Below are 20,759 nucleotides of genomic sequence, written 5' to 3'. Positions count from 1 at the left end.
TGGCGTATACTGGCGGAAGCCTATGGCCCTGCCCCTTTACCTGGTGGGCCTTTCCCACAAGACCGCTCCCCTAAAGGTGCGGGAGAGGGCCGCCCTAGACCCTGCCGTGGCCCTGCCCGCGGCCCTTTCCGCCCTGGGCAAGGCGGTGGTGCTTTCCACCTGCAACCGCACGGAGATCTACGGGGTGGGAAGCCCCAAAGAGGCCCAAGCCCTCCTCCTTGCCCGGGGGGTGGAGGCCCATCACCTCTACCTGAAGGAGGGTGTGGAGGCCCTGCGGCACCTCTTTCGGGTGGCGGCGGGGTTGGATTCCTTGGTGGTGGGGGAGGCGCAGATCTTGGGGCAGGTGCGGGAGGCCCTTTTCCTGGCCCGCCGACACGGGGCCACGGAAAGCCTTTTGGAGAAGGCCTTTCAGTCCGCCATCGCCCTGGGGAAGCGGGCCCGGAGCGAGACCGCCATCGGGGCGGGGGCGGTGAGCGTGGCCTATGCCGCCTTGGACCTGGCCCTGGCCGTCTATGGGGACCTCACGGGGCTTGCCGTGGCCGTCCTGGGGGCGGGGGAGATGGCGGAGCTCTTCCTCACCCACCTGAAGGCCCATGGGGTGGGCCGGGTTTTGGTGGTGAACCGCACCCTTGAGAGGGCTAAGGCCCTGGCGGAGCGCTTCGGGGGGGAGGCCTACCCCCTCGCGGCCCTGCCCCAGGTCCTGCGCCAGGTGGACCTGGTGGTGGCCTCGGCCGCCGCCCCCCACTACCTGGTGGGCCCCGGGGACCTGCCCCGGCGGGCCAAACCCCTTTTCCTCATTGACATCGCCCTGCCCCGCAACATTGACCCCCGGGTGGGCCGCCTGCCCCAGGCCTACCTCTACAACCTGGACGACCTGGAGCGGGTGGTGGAGAAGAACCTCGAGGCCCGCAAGGGGGAGGTGCCCAAGGTGGAGGCCCTGATCCAAAGGGCCGTGGGGGATTACCTGGAGTGGTACGCGGGCCACCGGGTGCGGGAGGCCATCCGGGCCCTGGAGGGCTTGGCCTTTAAAGAGGTGATGCGGGAGTACCCTGGGGCCGATCCCCTTACCTGGCACAAGGAGGCGGGGCGCAGGGCCCATCCCTGGATTGTGGCGGTGAAGGCGCGCACCCAGGCCTTCCTCCAAGGTCCCCCCTGCCCGGGGGAGTGCCCGCTTTTGGCCTTCCGTCCCCCTAGGCTATGACCGTGGCTTCCCTGCTGGCCCTGGTGGGGGTCGTCCTCCTGGCCTTGGGGTTGTTCTGGCCTCGAGGGCTTTTCCTGGGGGCTTTCCTTTACCTGGGGGCCGCCTTGGCCGATGCCTTGGCAAAGGGTTTTTTCTCGGGTCCGGCCCAGCCCGCCCTGGTCCTGGGGGGGCTTTTGGCCCTAAGGAGCGAGAGCCTTTTCCTCCGGCCGAGGCTTGCCGCCTTGCGCCGTTACCTGGTCCTCCTGGCCATGGGGCTGGGCCTCTTCGCCCTCAAGGCCTTGCCCCATCCGGGTGGGAACCTGCCCCTCCTTCTCACCTTGTTGCATGCGGGGGCTTTCCTGGTGGCCTACCTGGCCCTGGCGGTGGGGGTGGGGGCGGGGGCGATGTGCGCCCTGCAGGACCTGCGCTTGCGGTCGGTACCGGAAAAGGCCCTGCTTTCCGCCCCCCTTTGGAGCCTGAAGCGGCTGGAGCAAGGCTACCTGCGGGTGGGGTACCTGGCCACCACCCTGGGGCTGGGAAGCGGCATGGCCTGGGCCTGGGGGTATTTCGGTAGCCCCTTGGCCCTGGACCCCAAGGAGGTGTCCGTGCTCCTGGGCTGGCTGGGCCTCACCCTGTACTTCCTGTTGGAGGAGAAGCTCCGGGGCTACCCGCGCATGGCCCTGCTCCTCCTTTCCTATGCCCTTCTCCTCTTCGCCTTCCTGGGGGCTCCCTTCCTGGGCTCCCGCCACCCCTCGGGGTTGGGTTTCTGATCCCTTTTCTCCAGGTTGGGTGGTGTACCCCGCGGCCAAGGGGCTTTCCGCCAAGATGGCCCGCATCCCCCTGCATACACCCCGCTGGGGGAGGTTCTGGAGGCCTTGCGCCGGGGGGAGATCAGCCTGGAGGAGGCGGTGGCGCGGCTGAGGGGAGGGAAAAGCTGAAGGCGGTTCCCTTGCCCACCTCGCTTTCCACCCAGATCTCCCCTCCGTGGGCCTCGAGGATGGCCTTCACGATGGCCAGGCCCAGCCCCGACCCCCCCGCTCCCGGTCCCGGGCCTTGTCCACCCGGTAGAAGCGCTCAAAGAGGTGGGGGAGGTGCTCCTCGGGGATGCCTTCCCCATCGTCCTCCACCCGCACCACCACCTTCTCCCCGAGATCAAAGGCCCTAAGCCAGATGCGCTGGGCCCTGGCCTTGATGGCGTTGGTGAGAAGGTTGGCCAGGACCTGGTGGAGCCGGTCCGGGTCCCCCTGCACCCAAAGCTCCGGGGGGGCCTCCACCTGGATCTCCCCCTCAAAGCTTTTGGCGAACTCCTCCTTGACCTCCTCCAAGAGGTCCAGGACCCGCACCGGTACCGGTTCCATGCGCCAGGTGCCGCTTTGGGAGAGTTCCAGGAGGTCGGAGACCAGTTTCCCCATGCGCTCCGCCTCCCGCTTGACCACCTCGAGGCTCTCCCGCTGGGCCTCGGTGAGGGGGGTGCGGCGCAGAAGGAAGCCCACGTGGCCCAGGATGGCGGTGATGGGGGTTCGGAGCTCGTGGGAGGCGTCCTGGAGAAAGCGGGTCTGAGCCAGGAAGGCCTGTTGCATCCGGGAAAGCATCCCGTTCAGGGCCCGCACCAGGGTGGACACCTCGTCCCGCCCCTCGGGCTCGGGCAAGGGTTCGGGGCGGGCGGTGATGGCTTCGGCTCGCCGGGCCACCCATTCCAGAGGCTCCAGGGCCCGGGCCACCAGGCTCCTGGCCAGGAGGATGGAGAGGAGGAGGACCAGAAGCGCCGTCCCCGCATAGATGCGGGCGAACTGGGTGAGGGTGCCTTCCAGGTCTTCCACGGGCCTTCCCACCAGGAGGGCGCCTTTCCACACGGTTCCCCCCAGGTTCACCTCCACCCTTCGGGCGTAGACCAGAAGCCTCAGGGGGGTTCCTTCCCGGGGTAGCTCGGCGTAGGCCCAAGCCTCTCCCCGCTCCAGCAGGGTGCGGTATTGGGCCTCGGGGAGAAGGAGGCGCTGGCTTCCCAGGGCGGGGCTTTTCTGGAGGCTGATCCCCCCTTCCTGGGCCAGGAGGGCGGGGTTTTCCTCGGGGATGAGGATGAGCTCGGCATACAAGCTGGCGGGCAGGCCAGCCTCCAGAAGCGCTTGCCCACCCAGGTTCAAAAGACGGGCCACCTGGTTGCTGGCCTCCTGGAGCTCTTGGCGCAGGGAGCGGTAGAGGAAGTTCCTTAAAAGGCCCTCCAGGGCAAGCCCCAGAACCAGAAGGGCCACCAGGAGAAGGCTTGCGGTTAGAAGGGTGATGCGGGAGCGGAGGGTCATCGATGCGGGCAGACGGGCGAGCCAGCCCCATCCCGACCCCGGATGGGGTCGGGATGGGACCCAAGGGGGCACCGGAGGTCCAGGGGCATGGTGGCTTCGGCCCTCAGTCCTCCCGGAGCACGTACCCCACGCCCCGCACCGTGTGGATCAGGCGCCTTTCCCCCGCGGCCTCCAGCTTCTTGCGCAGGTAGCCGATGTAGACGTCCACCACGTTGCTTCCCCCCTGGTAGCCGGGCCAGACCTTCTCCTCGATCTCGTAGCGGCTGAAGACCTTTCCCGGGTTCTTGGCGAGGAGCTCCAAAAGCTCAAACTCCTTGTTGGATAGCTCAATGCGCCGCCCGCTTCGGAAGACCTCCCGCCCCTCCAGGTTGATGATGAGGTCCGCCACCCGGATCTCCCCGGTGATGGCGGGGCTCACCCGGCGCAGGTGGGCCCGCACCCGGGCCAGGAGCTCCTCAATGGAAAAGGGCTTCACCAGGTAGTCGTCCGCCCCGGCATCCAGCCCCTCCACCTTGTCCTCAATGCGGTCCTTGGCGGTGAGGATGAGGATGGGGACGTTGGAGGTCTTTCTTATGCGCTTCGCCACCTCGATCCCGTCCATGACGGGGAGCATCAGGTCCAGGATGACCAGGTTGGGGTTCACCTCCCGGAAGCGGGAAAGCCCGGTGATGCCGTCGTAGGCCACCTCGGTGCGGTAGCCCTCGGCTTGGAGTTCCAGCTCAATGAAGCGGGCGATGTCTTTCTCGTCCTCAATGATCAGGATGAGGGGGGGTTCCATACCCCCCAGGATACTCACTTTCTCATGAGAAAGCTAGGTGTACAGGCTCAGCACCGCCAGGTACATACAAAGGCTCCCCAGGAGGACCAGGAGGTGCCACAGGCCGTGGAAGCCCACCTTCTCCGGCCAAGGGTTGGGTCTTTTGCGGGCGTACACGAGGGCCCCCAGGGTGTAGAAGGCCCCGGAGGTGGCCATGAGGGCGAGGGTGGAGAGGGGCAGGTGGAGCTTGGGGAGGAAGAGGACGGAAAGCCACCCCAGGGCCAGGTAGGCCAGGGTGTAGAGCCAGCGGGGGGCCTTCAGGAAAAAGAGGCGGAAGCCTACCCCCAGGAGGGCCAGGCCCCACACCAGGCCCATGGCGAAGGGCTTCCAGCTCTCCTGGAGGCCTTCCACCAGGAAGGGGGTGTAGCTCCCGGCGATGAAGAGGAAGATGGCGGCGTGGTCCAGGCGCCGAAGCCAGGCCAAGGCCCGCTCCTCCACCCTCAGGGCGTGGTAGAGGGCGCTGGCGGCGAACATGAGGGCCATGGTCAGGCCGAAGAGGAGGAGGGCAGGCCAGGAGGCCCTGGGGGCCAGGAGGAGGAGAAGGAGGCTTCCCAAGAGGGCCAAGGGTACCCCCAGGGCGTGGCTCAGGGCGTTGAAGGGTTCGCGGACCATGCCCTAGCCTACCAGGCCCAAGGCGGCCTCGAGCTCCGCCACCCTCTTCACCGTGCGCAAGAGGGCGTCGGGGTTGAGGCTTAGGGAGTCTATGCCCTTTTCCACCAGAAAGGCGGCGAACTCCGGGTAATCGGAGGGGGCCTGGCCGCAGATGCCCACCTTTTTCCCTTTGGCGTGGGCCTTCTCAATCAGCATGGCAGAGAGGGCTTGCACCGTGGGCCTGCGCTCGTCAAAGAGGGCGGCCACCCGCTCGGAGTCCCGGTCCAGGCCGAGGGCGAGCTGGGTCAGGTCGTTGGAGCCGATGGAAAACCCGTCAAAGAGCTCGGCGAAGGCCTCGGCCTCCAGGATGTTGGAGGGGATCTCCGCCATCACGTAAACCTCGAGGCCCTCTTCCCGCCTAAGCCCCCCCTCCGCCATGGCCTCCAAGACCTTGGCCCCCTCCTCCGGGGTGCGGCAGAAGGGCACCATCACCATGAGGTTTTTCAGGCCCATCTCCTCCCGCACCTTCCTCACCGCCGCCACCTCCAGGGCAAAGCCCTCCTTGTAGTCGGGGTGGTAGTAGCGGCTCGCCCCCCGCCAGCCCAGCATGGGGTTTTCCTCCTTGGGCTCAAAGAGGTGGCCCCCGAGGAGGCGGGCGTACTCGTTGGTCTTGAAGTCGGAGAAGCGGAGGAGGACGGGCCTTGGGTAGAAGGCGGCGGCGATGAGGCCGATCCCCTGGGCCAGGGTGTCCACGAAGTAGGCCTTCTTGTCGGGGTAGGCCTCGGTGAGTTCCTCCACCTGGCGTTGCACCTCCTTAGGGAGGGTCTCAAAGCGGGTTAAGGCCAAGGGGTGGATGCGCACGTGGCTGGCGAAGACGAACTCCATGCGCAAAAGCCCCACCCCGTCGGTGGGCAGGAGGCTTACCCTTAGGGCCTCCTCCGGGGTGCCCACGTTCACCATGATCCGGGTGCGGGTTCTGGGGAGGGTTTCGGGGCGGACCTCCTCCACCTCAAAGGGCAGGGCCCCCCGGTAGACCCGGCCCACCTCCCCCTCGGCGCAGGAGACCGTGACCGTCTCCCCCTCGGGGATGAGGCGGGTAGCCCCCACGGCCCCCACCACCGCCGGCACCCCCAGTTCCCGGGCCACGATGGCCGCGTGGGAGGTGCGCCCACCCCGTTCGGTGACGATGGCCGAGGCCCGCTTCATGATGGGTTCCCAGTCGGGGTTGGTGGTCTCGGTGACCAGCACCTCGCCCTCCTGGAAACGATCCATCTCCTTGGGGTCCCGGAGCACCCGGGCCCTACCCGCGGCGATGGCCTCGCCCACCGCCAGGCCCTCAGCCAGGACCTCGCCCCTTTCCCGCAGGCGGTAGAGGCGGAGCACCGGGGCCTTTTGGGAATGGACGGTTTCGGGGCGGGCCTGCAGGATGAAAAGCTCCCCCGTGGGCCCGTCCTTGGCCCACTCGATGTCCATGGGGGTGGGGACCCCCCGCTTCTGGCTGTAGTGCGCCTCAATCCGGATGGACCAGTCGGCCAGGAGGAGGGCCTCGTCATCGGAAAGGGCGAACTGCTTGCGGAGGTAGGGGGGCGTGGGGCGGTTTCTTAGGCGCCCCTCCCTAGGGTCAAAGGCCAAGGTGAGCTCCTTGGGGCCCAGCTTTTTGTGGACCAGGGCCCGGTAGCCCGCCTTCCGGGCCTCCTTGTGCACGTAGTAGGCGTCGGGCCCCACCCGTCCCTGGACGATGTTTTCCCCAAGGCCGTAGATGGCGGTGATGTAGACAAAGCCCCGGTGCCCGGTGTCGGGGTCCAGGGTGAAGATCACCCCGCTGGCCCCGGTATCCGCCCGCACCATGCGCTGGACCCCCACGGAGAGGGCCACCTTCAGGTGGTCAAAGCCCATGTGGGCCCGGTAGCTGATGGCCCTCGCCGTGAAGAGGCTGGCCATGGCCCGTTTCACGTGGAGGAGGAGGTCCTCTTCCCCTTGCACATGGAGGTAACTTTCCTGCTGTCCCGCGAAGCTGGCGGTGGGGAGGTCCTCGGCGGTGGCGCTACTGCGCACGGCCACGGGGAGGGCCTCCTCCCCAGCCTCCTCGGAAAGCCGCCGGTAGGCCAGGCGGATCTCCTCCTCCAGGTCCGGGGGGTAGGCCCCCTTGAGGATCAGGTTCCTCAGGCGGCGGCTGGCCTGGGCCAGGAGGGTGGGGTTGTCGGGGTCCAGGTCCTTGAGCTCCTTGGCGATGGCCTCCTTGAGCCCGTTGGCCTCCAGGAAGTACCTGTAGGCCTCGCTGGTGGTGGCGAACCCCCCGGGCACCTTCACCCCCAAAGGGGAGAGCTCCCGGAGCATCTCCCCCAAGGAGGCGTTCTTGCCCCCCACCAGGGGGACGTCCTCGAGGCCCACCTCGTGGAAAAACCGTATCCAGCGCATACCCTTCCTCCTTCCTAGGGGATCCCCCCCTTTTTGAGAAGCTGCTTGAGGATTTCCTCGGGGCTTTCCCCCTCGTAAAGGGCCTCCTCCGTGAGGAAAAGCCGGTGGGGGAGGGCCAGGAAGGCGGCATCCTTGAGCTCCTTCCAGTCCACCAGGGGTTTGCCCCTCAGGTAGGCCAGGGCCCGGGCCAGGGCCAGCCAGGCCTTGGCCCCCCGGGGGGAGAGGCCCATGCGCAGGCGGCCATCCTCCCCGCTCAGGAAGGCCACGTGGGTGATGGCCTCCAGGGCTTCCCTGGCCACCCGGATCTCCTGCACCTCCTTTTGCGCCCTAGGGAAGTCCACCGGCAAGGGTTCGGGAAGCCTTGGTTCCTCCGTGAGGATCCTGAGCCAGACCTCCCGCCTGGGGGGGCGGAAGGGGATTTTAGCGGTGAACCGGTCCAGCTGGGCCTCGGGCAGGGGGTAGGTGCCCTCCAGCTCCAGGGGGTTTTGCGTGGCCACCACGAAGAAGGGCTCGGGCAGGGGGTGGCGCACCCCCCCCGCGGTCACCGCCCGTTCCTGCATGGCCTCGAGGAGGGCCGACTGCACCTTGGGCGGGGCCCGGTTGATCTCGTCCGCCAGGACCACCTGGGCGAAGAGGGGGCCCTTCACGAACTCAAACCGCCCTTCCCGAAAGACCTCGCTCCCCGTGAGGTCCTGGGGGAGGAGGTCGGGGGTGAACTGGATGCGCTTGTAGCTAAGCCCGCTCCCCTTGGCGAAGCCCTCCGCCAGGAGGGTTTTCCCCAAGCCCGGCACCCCCTCCAAGAGGGCGTGCCCCCGGGCCAAGACCGTGGCCAGGAGGGCCTCAATCACCTCCTCCTGGCCAAAAAGGACCTGGGCCAGCGCCTCCTTTAGCTGGGAGATGGCCGAAGGCCCTTCCCTCACCCCGCCCCCTCCCTCATTCCTCCGTGGCCTTGCGCTCCTGGATCACCTTCTGGGCCAGGTGGGGGGGCACCTCCGCGTAGTGGCTGAACTCCAGGGTGTAGGCCCCGGCTCCCCCGGTGAGGCTGGGCAAGGCCTTGTAGTACTCCAGGACCTCCGCCAGGGGCACCTCGGCCCGCACCGCCGCCAGGGCCCCCTCCTGCTCCATGCCCAGGATGCGCCCCCTGCGGGCCTGGAGGTCGGAGAGGATATCCCCCACCCGCTCCTGGGGGGCGATCACCTTGATCTGGTAGATGGGTTCCAGGAGGACGGGGCTTGCCTGTTCCATCACCTTTTTGAAGGCCATGCTGGCGGCGATCTGGAAGGCGAGGTCGGAGGAGTCCACCTCGTGGTAGGAGCCGTTAAAGACGATGGCCTTAAAGCCCATCACCGGATAGCCCGCCAGGACCCCCTTTTTGGCCGCCTCGAGGATCCCCTCCTCAATGGCCTCCTGGTACTTGCTGGGGATCACCCCGCCGGTGATGCGCCACTCAAAGCTGTACTCCGGGGCAGGTTCCAGCCTAAGCCACACATCCCCGTACTGGCCGTGCCCCCCGGTCTGCTTCTTGTACTTGCCTTGGCCCTCGGCCACCTTGCGGATGGTCTCCCGGTAGGGCACCTTGGGGACGCTGTAGTCCACCTCCACCCCGTAGTCCGCTAGGCGCTCCTTGGCGGTGGTGAGATGAAGCTCCCCGTGGCCCCAAAGGAGGAACTCCCCGGTTTCCTCCTGGCGCTCCAGCTTGAGGCTCGGGTCCTCCTCCAGAAGCTTCCTCAGGGCTTCCCCCAGCTTGGCCTCGTCGGTTCTGCCCTTGGGCTTGATGGCCACGGGCACGTTGGGCTCGGGCAGGCGGGCGAAGGGCACCGCCTCGCTTTCCGGCCTCTCCCCTTGCCAAAGCACCATGCCCCGGTGGAGCCCCTCCGCCTTGGGCAGGCCCAGGATGTAGCCCCCTTCCGCCTCCTCCACCTCCAGGAGGTCCTTGCCCATGGGCACGTAGAGGTGGGGAAGGCGGACGGGGCCCGCCTCGCTTTGCAAGGTGTCCCCCGGCTTCAACCGGCCCCGGTAAAGGCGCACGTAGGCCACCTGGCCCATGAAGGGGTCCACCTGCACCTTGAAGACCTTCCCCAGGGCGGGGCCTTCCCCGAAGCGCTCCTTGGGGGAGGGCAGGGCCTCCAGGATCAGGTCCAGAAGGGGCAAAATGCCGATCCCCTCGGTGCCCGAGGCCAGGGCCACGGGAAAGAGGAGCCCTTTGCGCACCGCCTCGTGGAAGGCCTTCTCCAGGGCCTCCCCGGTGACCTCCTCCCCTTCCAGGTACTTTTCCAGAAGGGCTTCGTCGGTCTCCACGATGGCCTCGAGGACCTCCTGGCGGAAGCGCTCGGCCCTTTCCTTTTCCTCCGCCGGCAGGGGCACCTCCACCTCGCCCCCGTTCTGGTAGCGGTAAGCCTTGCCGTGGAAGACGTCAATGAGCCCCACCCAGCGCCCGCCCTCGTAAAGGGGCAAGTCTATGGGCAGGATGTGGCCCAGGGTGGCCCGGAGGTCCTCCAGGAGGGCGTAGTAATCCCCCCCCTTGTCCAGCTTGGTCACCACCACCATGCGGGCCAAGCCCAGCCTTTCCGCCACGGTCCAGGCCCTTTCCGTGCCCACCTGCACCCCGCTTTCCGCGGACACGGCCACCAGGGCGGCGTCCGCGGCCTCCAAAGCCCCCCTGATCTCCCCCACGAAATCCCCGTAGCCGGGGGCGTCCAGGAGGAAGATGCGGTGGTCCTGGTGGCGCAGGGGGGCCACCCCGGTGCGCACCGTGGTGCGGTGGAGCTTGGCCTCGGGGGTGTAGTCGGTGGTGGTGGTGCCGTCCTCCACGCGGCCCATGCGCTCCTTGGCGCCGGTTCGGAAAAGAAGGGCCTCGACCAGGGTGGTTTTGCCGCTACCCGCATGGCCCACCAGGGCCACGGTTCGGATGGGAGAGGTTCCTGGGATCATCTTCCCTCCTTCTTGGTGCCCATAGTATAGGCCCAAGGAGGGGGCGATTGTCCCAAGTGCTCTACGTGCCCAGGAGGCTTCTGGAGGAAACCCGCGCCCACCTGCAGGGGGAGGCGCCCAGGGAGGGGGTGGGGCTATGGGCGGGTAGGCGGGAGGTGGAGCGGGTCATCCCCCTGCCCAACGCCCACCCCCAGCCCCTCACGGGTTACCTGGCCGAACCCTTGGCCCTGCTTCGGGCCCTGAAGGAGCTGGAAAGAGAGGGCCTAAGCCTCCTGGCCATCTACCACTCCCACCCCAGGGGGCCCGCCTTTCCCAGCCCCACCGACCTCCGCGAGGCCCGCTGGCGGGTGCCCTACGTGATCTTCGGCACCGATGGGGTCAGGGCCTTCCTACTCCCAGAAGGTCAGGAGGTGGAAATCCATGTAAGTGAAGGTTGAAGCGGCTGCCTATAAATCGCTAGAGGGGTTTTCCCCGGGAGCAGGTTGTTCTTTGGCCCCTTTGGATTTTGCGGCTTTTTTGGGTTGAAATAACTTTTTAACAAGTTTTGCCGCCATCGCTGCCCGTTCTCCCTCTAAGGCTTCTCGTTTGATGACCTCGGCCGTAAGCAAGTCTTTGATTTCCTCGATTTCTAGCTTTAATTCGGGATTGAGTTGACGAAAGAGCTTGCGAAGCGTCTTAAGCACAGGAGGTGTTTGTAAGAGCGCGGCCAATACGAAACGATTCGAGAGCTGTTGTTGCACGTAATACTGTTCAAGAAGGCCTTTGAGCAAAGCCTCCTTGGTAAGGAGAAGAAGATCCTGTATTGTCTTTGTTAAAGCACCTTTGCGATTGCCCAAGTTAAACAAATCTATATCTAAAACAAGTTCCTGCCCAATGGGCTTCGAAAAAACAATGCGGTAAACACGCCAGATGCGGCCATTTGTAAGCATGACCCACTCCACTCCTTGATTGGCTCCGTAGTCCACAGCTTGCTTTAAGTGAGCATCCTTCAACTCAGAGCCAATCGCTTTGACCTCAACAAGGTATTTGACAACTCCTTTGTGAAGAACGGCCAAGTCGCAATAAGTTCCACGGATAGCGAGCTCAGAGGTGATTTCGTTCCATTTATCATAGCCAAATACGTCGCTTAACATGTCTGCGACAATCCGCACCGTGTCAGCCTCGTTAACGTCTTTTGCGTAGGCCGCATCTAAGACAGGAAGAAAACGCTTAAGCCCGGTTATGACGCGATCAATCGTCCTTTTGGAAAAGGTCATGAGTTCCTCCTTGAGACTAACTATAATAGCATGCCTTAAGAAAAGGAGGAGGAAGTTAGGACTAGCCCCCGTAGAACCAGCCCGTGTCCCACATCACTAGGGGCTTGGCCTCAAAGCGCACCCCCGCCCCCACCACCTCCGCCACCACCACGCTGTGGTCCCCACCTTCGTAGATGTGGCGCACCTCCGCCTCCAGCCAGTAGGGGAGCTCGCGGAGAAGGGGAAGGCCGAGGATGGGGGAGGGCTCAAAGGGGTGGCCGTTCAGGGTGTTCCCCTCCCTCTGGGTGGGCTTGAAGAAATCCTGGGCGATGGCCTTCTGGTCCTGGGCCAGGGTCATGAGGGCCAGCTTCCCCGTGCGCCCAATCAGCTCGTGCAGGCGGCTATCCCGCTTCACGCCCAGGGCGATGAGGGGTGGGGTGAAGGAGGCCTGGGTGACCCAGTTCACCGTGCCGGCGGCGTACTCCTCGCCGTCCTTCGCGGTCAGGATGTACAGGCCGTAGGTGAAGCTCCGGAGGACTTTCTTTTTGGCCTCGAGGTCCATACCGGCTTTCATTCTAGCCCTGGGCCAAGAGGGTCTGGATGAGGGCCTCGTGGATGTGCCCGTTGGTGGCCACGATGTAGCGGTGGCCCAGGCGGTAGGGCTTCCCCTCCAGGTCGGTGACCCGGCCCCCCGCCTCCTCCACGATGAGCCAGCCCGCGGCCACATCCCAGGGGTTCAGCTTCACCTCCCAGAAGCCGTCCAGCCTCCCGGCGGCCACATAGACCAGGTCCAAGGCCGCCGCCCCGGGACGGCGCACCAGGAGCCCCTTGGACAGGGCCCGGTGGAAGTAGGTGAGGTTCTCCGGGTCCTTGGCCACGTCGTAGGGAAATCCCGTGGCGAGGAGGCTTCCCAAAAGCTCCTTCCGTTCCGTGACCCGGATGGGCCGGCCGTTCAGGAAGGCCCCCTCCCCCCGCACGGCACAAAAGGCCTCGTCCCGGCTGGTGTCCAGCACCACCCCCACCTGGATGGCCCCCTCCACCTCGAGGGCCAGGGAGACCCCGTAAAAGGGGAAGCCGTGGGCGTAGTTCACCGTGCCGTCCAGGGGGTCCACGATGAAGCGCAGGGCCTTGCCCCCCTCGCTCCCCCCTTCCTCCCCCAGGAAGCCCGCCTCGGGGAAGCGGGAGAGGAGGAGCTCCTTGATGGCCTCCTCCGACTCCCGGTCCGCCTGGGTGACCAGGTCGGTGGGGCCGGACTTGGTGCTGTGGGTGAAGCCCTTTTCCAGGTAGTAGCGGTGGATCCCCTGGGCCAGGTGGGCGGCTTCCAGCATGGCCTCCAGGTAGGGGAAGTAGGGATGCTTCCTGCCAATCACTTCCCCATCATACGCCGGGATCCCAGGCCCTTACTTTAGCGAAAAGGGCGCGGAGCTTGGCCTCGTCCTTTATCCCCGGTGCCCTTTCCACCCCGCTGGCCAGGTCTATGGCGTAGGGCCTGAGGGCCAGGACCTCCTCGAGGTTCTCCGGGGTGATCCCCCCGGCCAGGATGATGCGCTTGCCCGTTGGCAAAAGGGGCTTGGCCCAGTCCCGGGGGTAGGCTTGGCCGCTTCCGGGGGCCTTGCTGTCCAGGAGAAGGGCCTCCGCGGGGTACTGGGCCCATCCCGGGTCCGCGGGCCCCGTGAGGGGAAAGGCCTTGATCACGGGGAAGTGCCTGCCGATGGCCTCGGCCCACTCTGGGGGTTCCTGGCCGTGGAGCTGGGCCACCTGGAGCCGGGCCTTTTCCATGAGCCTTAGCACCGCCTCAGGCTCCTGGTCCTGGAAGACCCCCACCCGCACCACGAAGGGCCCCAGGGCCTCCGAGATCCTCCGGGCGGCCTCCGGGGACACCCACCTCCGGGAGGCGGGGGCAAAGACGAAGCCTAGGGCATAGGCCCCCAGGGCTTCCGCCAAGAGGGCGTCCTCGAGGCGGGTAAGGCCGCAGATCTTCACCCGGACCCTCATGGGGGAAGTATAAGGCCGGGCCCTTAGGCCCGGCCCCTGGCGCTCAGCGCCTTACCCGCACTTGGAGTACCCGCACACCTGGCACTTCCAGCACCCCTCTTCCCGCACCAGGGCCTTTTCCCCGCAGGAGGGGCATTGAGCCGCCCCCGCCAGCTCTATCCCGCCCCCGGAGAGGCTGGGGAGGGGCTCCGCCTCTTGGGATGGGGCCGCCGGGACCCCCTTGAGGTCCTTGGGGATGGTCTCCAAGGCCACGGCGATGAGGTCCGCCTTGCTGGACACGAGCCTCCCCTGGTAGGTGCCGTAGAGCCCGCCGTTGATGCCCCGGAGGGTGCGGATGATGGCCTCGGGGGGCACCCCGTACTGTAAGGCGATGGACACCACCCGGCCCAGGGCTTCGGAGTCGGCGTTGGCCTCATCCCCCGCCTTGCCCGAGGTGAGGATGACCTCAATGGGTTTGTCCCCCAGCAGGTTCACCGTGACCAGGAAGCTCCGCTTCCCTCCGTCCGGGGAGAGGAGCTTCACCATGTCGGTGAAGCCGAGAAGCCTCCCTGGGCGCTCGTGGAGGGGCTGGCCGGGCCGGGAGGGCATGGAGGCCTCTCCCCCGGGAGCGGGGCTTGCCGCCTGGGTTGCGGGCGAGACCCGCGCCTTGGCCTCTTTGGGCTCGGGCGCAGGCTCGGCCTTCTTCTCCACCCCCTCCTCCTTCTTCACCGTGAGCACCTGGAACTCCCTGGAGCCGTCCCGGTAGACGGTGATGCCCTTGCACCCCGTGCGGTAGGCCTCCAGGTAGGCCTCCTCCACCTCCAAGACCGTGGCGTGGTTGGGCAGGTTCACCGTTTTGGACAGACTGTTTGCAGCTAAGCCCTCCGCATCAAAGGCCCGCTGCACCGCCCCCTGCATGCGCACATGGTCCAAGGGGTGGACGTCGTGGGCGCACTCAAAGACCCGCCGGATGGCTTCGGGCACGAAGGAAAGCCCCTTCACCGAGCCGTGCCCGTCCTCCTGGATGGCGGCGATCACCTTGTCCCAGTCCCATCGCCCGTCCTTGGCGTAATCGGGATGGGGCGGGTAGGCCTCCATGAGCTCCACGAAAAGGGGGTGGAGGAGGGGCTTGTACTCCCCCCCGATCCGGCGCCAGACGAAGGGGCTGAAGACGGGCTCGATGCCGCTGGAGACCCCCATGAGCATGCTGGTGGTGCCCGTGGGGGCCACGGTGAGGACGGCCACGTTGCGCCTGGGCCGCACCCCCAGGGCCTGGAAGTACCCCCGGTGTTCCTCGTAGAGGGGGAAGACCCCCCGCTCCTCCGCCAGGGCCTCCGAGGCCCGGATGGCCTCCTCCCGCAGGGCGGACATGATCTCGTAGACCTTCTCCCTGGCCGCCTCCGAGGAGTAGGGGAGGCCCATCTTGATGAGGGCGTCCGCCAGGCCCATGACCCCGAGGCCCAAGCGGCGAAGCTTCTTGGCCGCCTCCTCGTTGTCCTCGAGGGCGAAGCGGTTCACGTCCAGGACGTTGTCCAGGAAGCGGATGGCGGTGTGGACGTCCTTCCGGAACTCCGCCATCTGGAACTCCCCGTCCTTCACGTAGGCCGCCAGGTTCAAGGCCCCCAGGTCGCAGGGCTCGCCTGTGGTGAGGGGTATCTCCCCGCACGGGTTAGTGGAACGAATCCAGTATTTAGGCCCAAGCCCCTTGAGGGCGGAGAGCTCGTTCACCCGGTCCACGAAGATGAGCCCCGGCTCCCCCGTGGCCCAGGCGTGCCAGGCGATCTCGTGCCAGAGCCAGCGGGCGGGCACCTTGCCCCCGTAGAGGGGCACGGCCTTGGCCCCGTCCTCCCGCTCGGGGAGGTTGGGGATCTGGCCCGTGTAGGGGCCTTCCAGGGGGTAGGGGTAGTACTTCCCCGGCACCTCAATGGGGGTCACGGGCCAAAGGGCGTCCTCCTCGAGGGCCTTCATGAAGGCCTCGGTGACCAGGACGGAGATGTTGAAGGTGGAGATGTCCCCCTCGGCCTTTTCCCGGTCCAGGTCCTTGGCGGTGAGGAAGTCCAGGAGGTCGGGGTGCTCTATGGAAAGGGTGGCCATCCCCGCCCCACGGCGGGTGTTATGGCTGACCAGCCCGTTGGCCAGATAGGTGTGGTTGCCCTCCACGGACAGGTCCAGGGTGAGGATGGGGCCGCCCTCCTCCACGGAGGCCACCCGGACGTAGTACTCCTTGAAGTCAAAGTCTGGGGCGGAAAGACCCGCGTGGTGGGCTTTCTCCAGGACCAGGGTGTACCCCGTGGCGGTAAGCCGCCTCTCTCCCCGCATGTAGCGGAGAAGGTCTTTGCGCAGCGGGGCGTGGGGCGAAGGGTGCCCCCTCTTGCCGGCCTGCGTGGCCCCAAGAAGGGGCTCCAACAAGCCCTTGGCGTGGGGAAGGGGCCAGCTGGACTCCCTGCGCGTGTCCGGCTGCCCGGCCAGAAGGGCTTCAAAACGGGACCCCCGGGGGACGCCCACCCGTTCCAAATAGCGCTCGAGCCCCTTGGCGGTCACCACCCGCACCCGGTAGTGCTCGGCCTTGGAGAAACGCCCAGGCAAGGGGTTGTAGCGCATGAGCTTTGCGGGGATGCCCAGGCCGCCCAACAGGACCATGACCTCCTGGGCCAAGCGCCGGGAGGCGGTGGTGAGGGTGGGGTAGCCTGCGGTTATGAAGCCATCCGCCTCGAAGAGCCCCCGCAGGAAGGCACCTAGGACGGGCCTGGGGCTTTGCCGGATGGCCCGTGGGACCTCGAGCTCCCGCGCCTTTCCCTTGAGGAGGCCATTTTTACGGAGCCAAGCCACGAGGGGCGCGCTCCGCACCACCAGGGTCACACCCCTGTCCTGGGGTTTCCTTTCCTCCCGAAGCTCCAGGCCAAAGAGCTCCCGGAAGAGCCGCTTGGCCTCTTCCCGCATGGGCTCGTCCTCGTGTAGGGAGAGGCCTACCCGGTCCCCGCTGACAAACCCCTCTCCCCACAGAAAACCCAACAGGAAGGCCAGCTCCTCCGTCAGCAGGTGAGGGGTGCGGATGGGGGTGGCGTTGGGATGGAGGGGCTCATCCAAAGGGGCCAGCGAAACCGGCGTGCCCGTGTGCTCGTCCAGAACCCAGATAACCCAGTCCCCCGGCCTCAGGTGCTGTAGCTCTACCCATTCCCGGCTGCCGTCTTCCCGGAGCACCTTTAGCTTGTGGTTGGGGGTCCCTTGGACCTCGAGGCCGTTTTCCAGGACCACCCGGAGCGTGGGCGCAACCCCGTTGTTGTAGCCCTCGGGGCTAAAGCGCCATCCCTGGTCGGTGGCCACGCTTAGGACATGGCGCTGCCAACCCTTGCGGAAAGGGTCCACGATTTCCCGAAGCCGGAGGGTTCCCCGGTCGGTGTGCACCAGGGTGTCGGGGTGGAGGCATCCCCCTTGGCGCACCACCCGGAGGACCGGGGCGTACACGTAGCGCAGGGTGGCCACCGGGCCCGCCTCCTCCGCCCCCAGGGCGGCCCACTCCAGGAAGTGGTCAAAGATCTCAAAGAGGAAGCTCACCGGCCCCGAGCTGGTCCCCCCGGAGCCCCGGATGGGGGCCCCCTCCGGCCGCAGGAGGCTGAAGTCCACGTGGGGCTCCTGGCCCTTTCGGGCCAGGTCGGCGGCCTCCTTGGCGGCCTCGATGATGCCCCCCATGTCGTCCGGCACCAGGATGCGCTCCTTGGGAGGCTCCTTCACCGTAAGGACCCCGTGGCGCTCTGCCAGGGCCTTCAGCTCAGGGGCCAGCTCCCCGTAGACCACCCGTGCGAAGTTCTTGAGGGCGATCTCCTCCTTGGGCCCCTCGGGGTTGGTGGGGGGGCGCATGAGGCCCCGGATGAAGTCCTCCACGTCCGGGTGCCCCGCAAAGAGGTAGGCCACCCCCCGCACCCCCTGGCGCTTGCGGTTCCCTTTGGAGCGGTAGGGGTCCAGGTTGACCCCATTCCCCCCGCCCACCTTGGTGACCAGGGCCAGCTTCTTGGCCACCTCCATGATGCCCGCAAAGCTCTCCGGCGGGTTTTCCGTGGCCCCTTGCACGAAGCAGTTCAGGAGGTTGCCGTGGGGGGTGCCCGCCCCCGCCAGGATCCGCCCCCCGGGGGAGAAGCGCTTGCTGGCCATGAGCCGGAAGAAGCGCTCCTCCCAAAGGGAGCGCTCCTCGGGCTTTTCGGGCTTGGCGATCTCCCGGGCCACCCGACGGAACATGCCCAGGATGTCCCCGTCTCCTTCCTGCAAATACTGACGTTTGGCGATGGCCTGTGCGTGTTCGTCAAAGAAATGCTCCATAAAATCCTCCCCGCCCCTTTGGGCAAACAGAACCGCCAGCCCCGAGGGCGTTCCCCCATATCTTGGGGCGGACGAGGGTGATACTACAATCCCTGGGGTTTGCCCCGCAAGTGGGGGGGATCACACTCTGGCTTTAGCTGTTGACTGGGCCCCCTTAGCCTACCAGAATGGAAGGGATGCGCGCGGCCTTTCGCACCTTGGGGTGCAAGGTGAACCAGGTGGAAACCGAGGCCTTGTTGGGCTTCCTCAAGGCCCTGGAGCCCGAGGTGGTCCCCCTCGAGGCGGGGGCCGACCTGGTGGTCATCAACACCTGCGCCGTGACCACCACCGCCGAGGCCGACGCCCGCAAGGAGATCCGCCGGGCCAGGCGGGCCAACCCTGGGGCCTTCATCGTGGTCACGGGGTGCTATGCGGAGCTCTCCCCCGAGGCGGTGCGGGAACTGGGGGCCGACGCCGTGGTGCCCAACGCCCGCAAGGCGGAGCTTCCCAAGGTGATCCTGGAACACTTCGGCCTCCCTTCGGATCCCGTCACCACCCCCCCCAACGAGTTCTGGGGGGCGGGGGAGCGGGGGCTACTCAATAGCCGGGTGCGGGCCTTCTTGAAGGTGCAGGATGGCTGCCAGGCGGGGTGCGCCTACTGCATCATCCCCCGGCTCAGGGGCAAGGAGCGGCACCGGGACCACCGGGATGCCTTGGCGGAAGCCGAGGCCCTTCTCCGGATGGGCATCCAGGAGATCGTGCTCACGGGGGTGCGGCTTGGCAGCTACCGGGGCCATCCCAAGGGCCTTGCGGGTCTGGTGGAGGACCTCCACCACCTGGGGGCCAAGGTGCGCCTTTCCTCCATTGAACCCGAGGATACGGGGGAGGACCTCCTTGAGGTCATCGCCCGGTACGCCCCTGGGGTCAGGCCCCACCTGCACCTTTCCCTGCAGACGGGCTCGGACCGCCTCCTCAGGCTCATGGGCCGCCGCTACGACAAGGCCTACTACCGCCAGCTGGTGCAACGGGCCTACGAGCTCATCCCCGGCTTTGCCCTCACCACGGATGTCATCGCCGGCCTACCCACGGAGACCGAGGAGGAGCACCGGGAAACCCTGGCCTTCCTGGAGGAGCTTAGGCCCACCCGGGTCCACGCCTTCACCTACACCCCCCGCCCCAAGACCCGGGCGGCTTCCATGCCCCAGGTGCCCCCGGAGGTGCGCAAGCGCCGCACCAAGGAGATCATCGCCCTGGCCCAGCGCCTGGCGGAAGAGCGCATGAGGTCCAAGCTGGGGAGCCAGGTGGAGGTCTTGGTGGAGAGGCTCCAGGATGGATGGGCCTTGGGCCACACCCCTGACTACTACGAGGCCCGGCTTTCCGGCCCTGCCCGGCCAGGGGATACGGTCTGGGCCCGGGTGGAGGGGGCGGAGGGGTACACCCTTTTGGGCCGGGTGGAGGGGGTGCAGGAGGAGGCTTCGCTTCCCTTGGCCCTCCCCTTAGGGTAGCCTTTTCCCATGGGGTGCGTGTTCTGCCGCATCATCGCCGGAGAGCTTCCTTCCCGGAAGGTCTACGAGGATCGGGACTTCGTGGCCTTTCACGACATAAGGCCCAGGGCCCCGGTGCATGTTTTGGTGGTGCCCAAGGAGCACATTGAAAAGCTTTCCGACTACCCCGACACGGAAGAGGGGGAGAGGAAGCTCGGGGCCCTTTTCCGCACCGCCAACCGGGTGGCGAAGGCCCTTGGGCTTGAGGGCTACAAGCTCCAGGTGCACGTGGGGGAGAAGGGGGGGCAGGAGGTCTTCCACGTGCACGTGCACGTCATGGGGAGCCCTTCCTGAGGGTGAAGCGGTCCAAGACCCGTCCTTCTGGGGTCAGGGCGTACCCCAACAGGGTCTCCTCGCCCACCTCCAGGAAAAGGGCGTGGTGGGCCACCGCCAGGGCCTGGGTATAGGGGGAAGGGGGCTTGGTGGGGTAGAGGCCCGCCCCACCCCCGCCCACCACCAGGTGGGTGGTGGGGCCCACCTGGAGGCGCTCGTAGTGGTGGTCGTGCCCCGCCAGAACCAGGGGCAGGCGGTGCTGGCGCAAGAGGGGCTCGAGGAGGCTCCGTAGGCTGGGGCTTCCCCCGTGTAGCCCCGAGGAGTATAGGGGGCGGTGGAGGATCACCACCCGCCATGGTGCCTGTGTTCGGCTAAGGGCCTGGGCCAGCCATTCCCGCTGGGCCTTTAGGTCTCCCTCCGTGTAGAGGATGAAGAACGCCATTACCCCTAGGCGCACTTGGTAATAGGGGCTTTCCAGCTGGAAGCGCTTGAGCTGGGCCTCGAGGTGGGGGGCGTCGTGGTTGCCGAAGGCGGGGTAAAGGGGTATGGGAGGAAGCTCCCTTAGGAAACGCTCCACCACCAGCCCCCGGGGATAGAAGTTGTCCCCCGCGGTGAAGAGGGCGGCCATGGGCTTGCGGGCGTGCTCGGCCCGAAGCAGGCTGGCCACCTGGGCCCGGCCCGGGGTGTCCTGGCCCCAATCCCCTATGACCGCCAGGCGCTGGCCGAGGGCCCACCCCAGGAAGAGGACGAGGAGAAGGACCCGCACTAGGCCTCGGCGGCCCCATGGGGTTTGAGGCTGGCCTCCTCCACCCCGGCCTTCTCCACCACCTCCTCCGCCACCAGGATGGGGGCCCCGGCCCTTAGGGCTAGGGCCATGGCGTCGGAGGGCCTTGCGTCCACCTCCAGCTCGATGCCCCGGTGCTCCAGGATGAGGCGAGCGTAGAAGGTGCCGTCCCGCAGGTCAATGATTTCCACCCGGAGGAGTTTTCCTTGAAGCATTTCCATCACGGAAAGGAGGAGATCGGGGGTGAGGGGGCGGGGGGGTTTTTCCCCTTGCAGGGCCACCACGATGTGGTGGGCCTCGAGGGGACCAATGACGATGGGAAGGAGCTTGTCGTTTTCCGTCCTGAGCAGGACCACCACGCTTCCGTTTTGGGGATCCACGCCCAGGGTTTCGATCTTGGCGCTTAGCATACCTAGAGTATA

Annotated in this window: 17 protein-coding genes and 1 pseudogene; 5 read left to right on the top strand and 13 right to left on the bottom strand. The window is 66.8% G+C overall.

Annotated features, from left to right (window positions below):
• Positions 1–22 precede the first annotated feature (22 nt).
• Complete coding sequence (hemA, locus tag BS74_RS09435) at positions 23–1,201, top strand: glutamyl-tRNA reductase (RefSeq protein WP_038058240.1); 1,179 nt, start codon at positions 23–25, stop codon at positions 1,199–1,201.
• Complete coding sequence (ccsA, locus tag BS74_RS09430) at positions 1,198–1,950, top strand: cytochrome c biogenesis protein CcsA (RefSeq protein ID WP_038058238.1); 753 nt, start codon at positions 1,198–1,200, stop codon at positions 1,948–1,950. The genes hemA and ccsA overlap by 4 nt, the downstream gene beginning before the upstream one ends.
• 121 nt (positions 1,951–2,071) lie before the next feature.
• On the opposite strand, the pseudogene BS74_RS09425 reads toward ccsA, so the two are convergent.
• The 6 genes and pseudogenes from BS74_RS09425 to BS74_RS09400 form a co-directional block, all read right to left on the bottom strand.
• Positions 2,072–3,477: pseudogene (locus BS74_RS09425) on the bottom strand (sensor histidine kinase).
• Positions 3,478–3,580: 103 nt separating this feature from the next.
• Entirely contained in the window at positions 3,581–4,255 is a 675-nt protein-coding gene (locus BS74_RS09420) for a response regulator transcription factor (protein WP_038058233.1), read from the bottom strand.
• 33 nt (positions 4,256–4,288) lie between these two features.
• Positions 4,289–4,906 carry a PAQR family membrane homeostasis protein TrhA gene (trhA, locus tag BS74_RS09415; RefSeq protein WP_038058231.1) on the bottom strand — a complete coding sequence of 206 codons (618 nt, stop codon included), beginning with the start codon at positions 4,904–4,906 and terminating at the stop codon, positions 4,289–4,291.
• Between the two features lie 3 nt (positions 4,907–4,909).
• Complete coding sequence (gene ppsA, locus BS74_RS09410; protein ID WP_038058230.1) at positions 4,910–7,303, bottom strand: phosphoenolpyruvate synthase; 2,394 nt, start codon at positions 7,301–7,303, stop codon at positions 4,910–4,912.
• Positions 7,304–7,317: 14 nt separating this feature from the next.
• On the bottom strand, positions 7,318–8,202 hold the full coding sequence (locus BS74_RS09405) for an AAA family ATPase (RefSeq protein WP_038059143.1): 885 nt from the start codon (positions 8,200–8,202) through the stop codon (positions 7,318–7,320).
• Positions 8,203–8,236: 34 nt separating this feature from the next.
• On the bottom strand, positions 8,237–10,234 hold the full coding sequence (locus BS74_RS09400) for an elongation factor G (RefSeq protein WP_038058229.1): 1,998 nt from the start codon (positions 10,232–10,234) through the stop codon (positions 8,237–8,239).
• A 47-nt stretch (positions 10,235–10,281) separates the two neighbouring features.
• Between BS74_RS09400 and BS74_RS09395 the strand changes: the two genes are divergently transcribed.
• Positions 10,282–10,671, top strand: a complete 390-nt coding sequence (locus BS74_RS09395) for a M67 family metallopeptidase (protein ID WP_038058228.1) — start codon at positions 10,282–10,284, stop codon at positions 10,669–10,671.
• A gap of 9 nt (positions 10,672–10,680) precedes the next feature.
• Here BS74_RS09395 and BS74_RS09390 read toward each other — a convergent pair whose 3' ends face one another.
• From BS74_RS09390 to BS74_RS09370, 5 genes are all read right to left on the bottom strand, one after another.
• The gene (locus BS74_RS09390) at positions 10,681–11,490 is read right to left on the bottom strand and encodes a type I restriction enzyme HsdR N-terminal domain-containing protein (RefSeq protein WP_038058227.1); all 810 of its coding nucleotides are present in this window, start codon (positions 11,488–11,490) and stop codon (positions 10,681–10,683) included.
• A 61-nt stretch (positions 11,491–11,551) separates the two neighbouring features.
• Positions 11,552–12,031 carry a flavin reductase family protein gene (locus BS74_RS09385; protein WP_038058225.1) on the bottom strand — a complete coding sequence of 160 codons (480 nt, stop codon included), beginning with the start codon at positions 12,029–12,031 and terminating at the stop codon, positions 11,552–11,554.
• A gap of 13 nt (positions 12,032–12,044) precedes the next feature.
• Positions 12,045–12,839: an inositol monophosphatase family protein gene (locus BS74_RS09380; RefSeq protein ID WP_185747720.1), complete on the bottom strand. Its 795-nt coding sequence runs from the start codon at positions 12,837–12,839 to the stop codon at positions 12,045–12,047.
• A 7-nt stretch (positions 12,840–12,846) separates the two neighbouring features.
• Positions 12,847–13,464 (bottom strand): phosphoribosylanthranilate isomerase, encoded by a 618-nt coding sequence (locus BS74_RS09375; RefSeq protein WP_038058224.1) that lies wholly within the window; start codon positions 13,462–13,464, stop codon positions 12,847–12,849.
• A 51-nt stretch (positions 13,465–13,515) separates the two neighbouring features.
• Complete coding sequence (locus BS74_RS09370; protein ID WP_038058223.1) at positions 13,516–17,757, bottom strand: adenosylcobalamin-dependent ribonucleoside-diphosphate reductase; 4,242 nt, start codon at positions 17,755–17,757, stop codon at positions 13,516–13,518.
• Positions 17,758–17,933: 176 nt separating this feature from the next.
• Between BS74_RS09370 and BS74_RS09365 the strand changes: the two genes are divergently transcribed.
• Together BS74_RS09365 and BS74_RS09360 are read left to right on the top strand one after the other, a co-directional pair.
• Positions 17,934–19,241 carry a MiaB/RimO family radical SAM methylthiotransferase gene (locus BS74_RS09365; protein ID WP_038058222.1) on the top strand — a complete coding sequence of 436 codons (1,308 nt, stop codon included), beginning with the start codon at positions 17,934–17,936 and terminating at the stop codon, positions 19,239–19,241.
• 9 nt (positions 19,242–19,250) lie between these two features.
• Complete coding sequence (locus BS74_RS09360) at positions 19,251–19,574, top strand: histidine triad nucleotide-binding protein (RefSeq protein ID WP_038058220.1); 324 nt, start codon at positions 19,251–19,253, stop codon at positions 19,572–19,574.
• On the opposite strand, the gene BS74_RS09355 is transcribed toward BS74_RS09360, so the two are convergent.
• Both BS74_RS09355 and BS74_RS09350 read right to left on the bottom strand, forming a co-directional pair.
• Positions 19,555–20,319, bottom strand: a complete 765-nt coding sequence (locus BS74_RS09355) for a metallophosphoesterase (protein WP_038058218.1) — start codon at positions 20,317–20,319, stop codon at positions 19,555–19,557. The two genes, BS74_RS09360 and BS74_RS09355, sit on opposite strands and share 20 nt — an antisense overlap.
• A complete protein-coding gene (locus tag BS74_RS09350) occupies positions 20,319–20,747 on the bottom strand; it encodes a bifunctional nuclease family protein (RefSeq protein ID WP_038058217.1) in 429 nt (142 codons plus the stop codon). The genes BS74_RS09355 and BS74_RS09350 overlap by 1 nt, the downstream gene beginning before the upstream one ends.
• Between the last annotated feature and the right edge of the window lie 12 nt (positions 20,748–20,759).

It is taken from the genome of Thermus amyloliquefaciens (genome assembly GCF_000744885.1).
Lineage (GTDB): Bacteria > Deinococcota > Deinococci > Deinococcales > Thermaceae > Thermus > Thermus amyloliquefaciens.
This window is presented reverse-complemented; position numbering and strand designations above follow the sequence as displayed.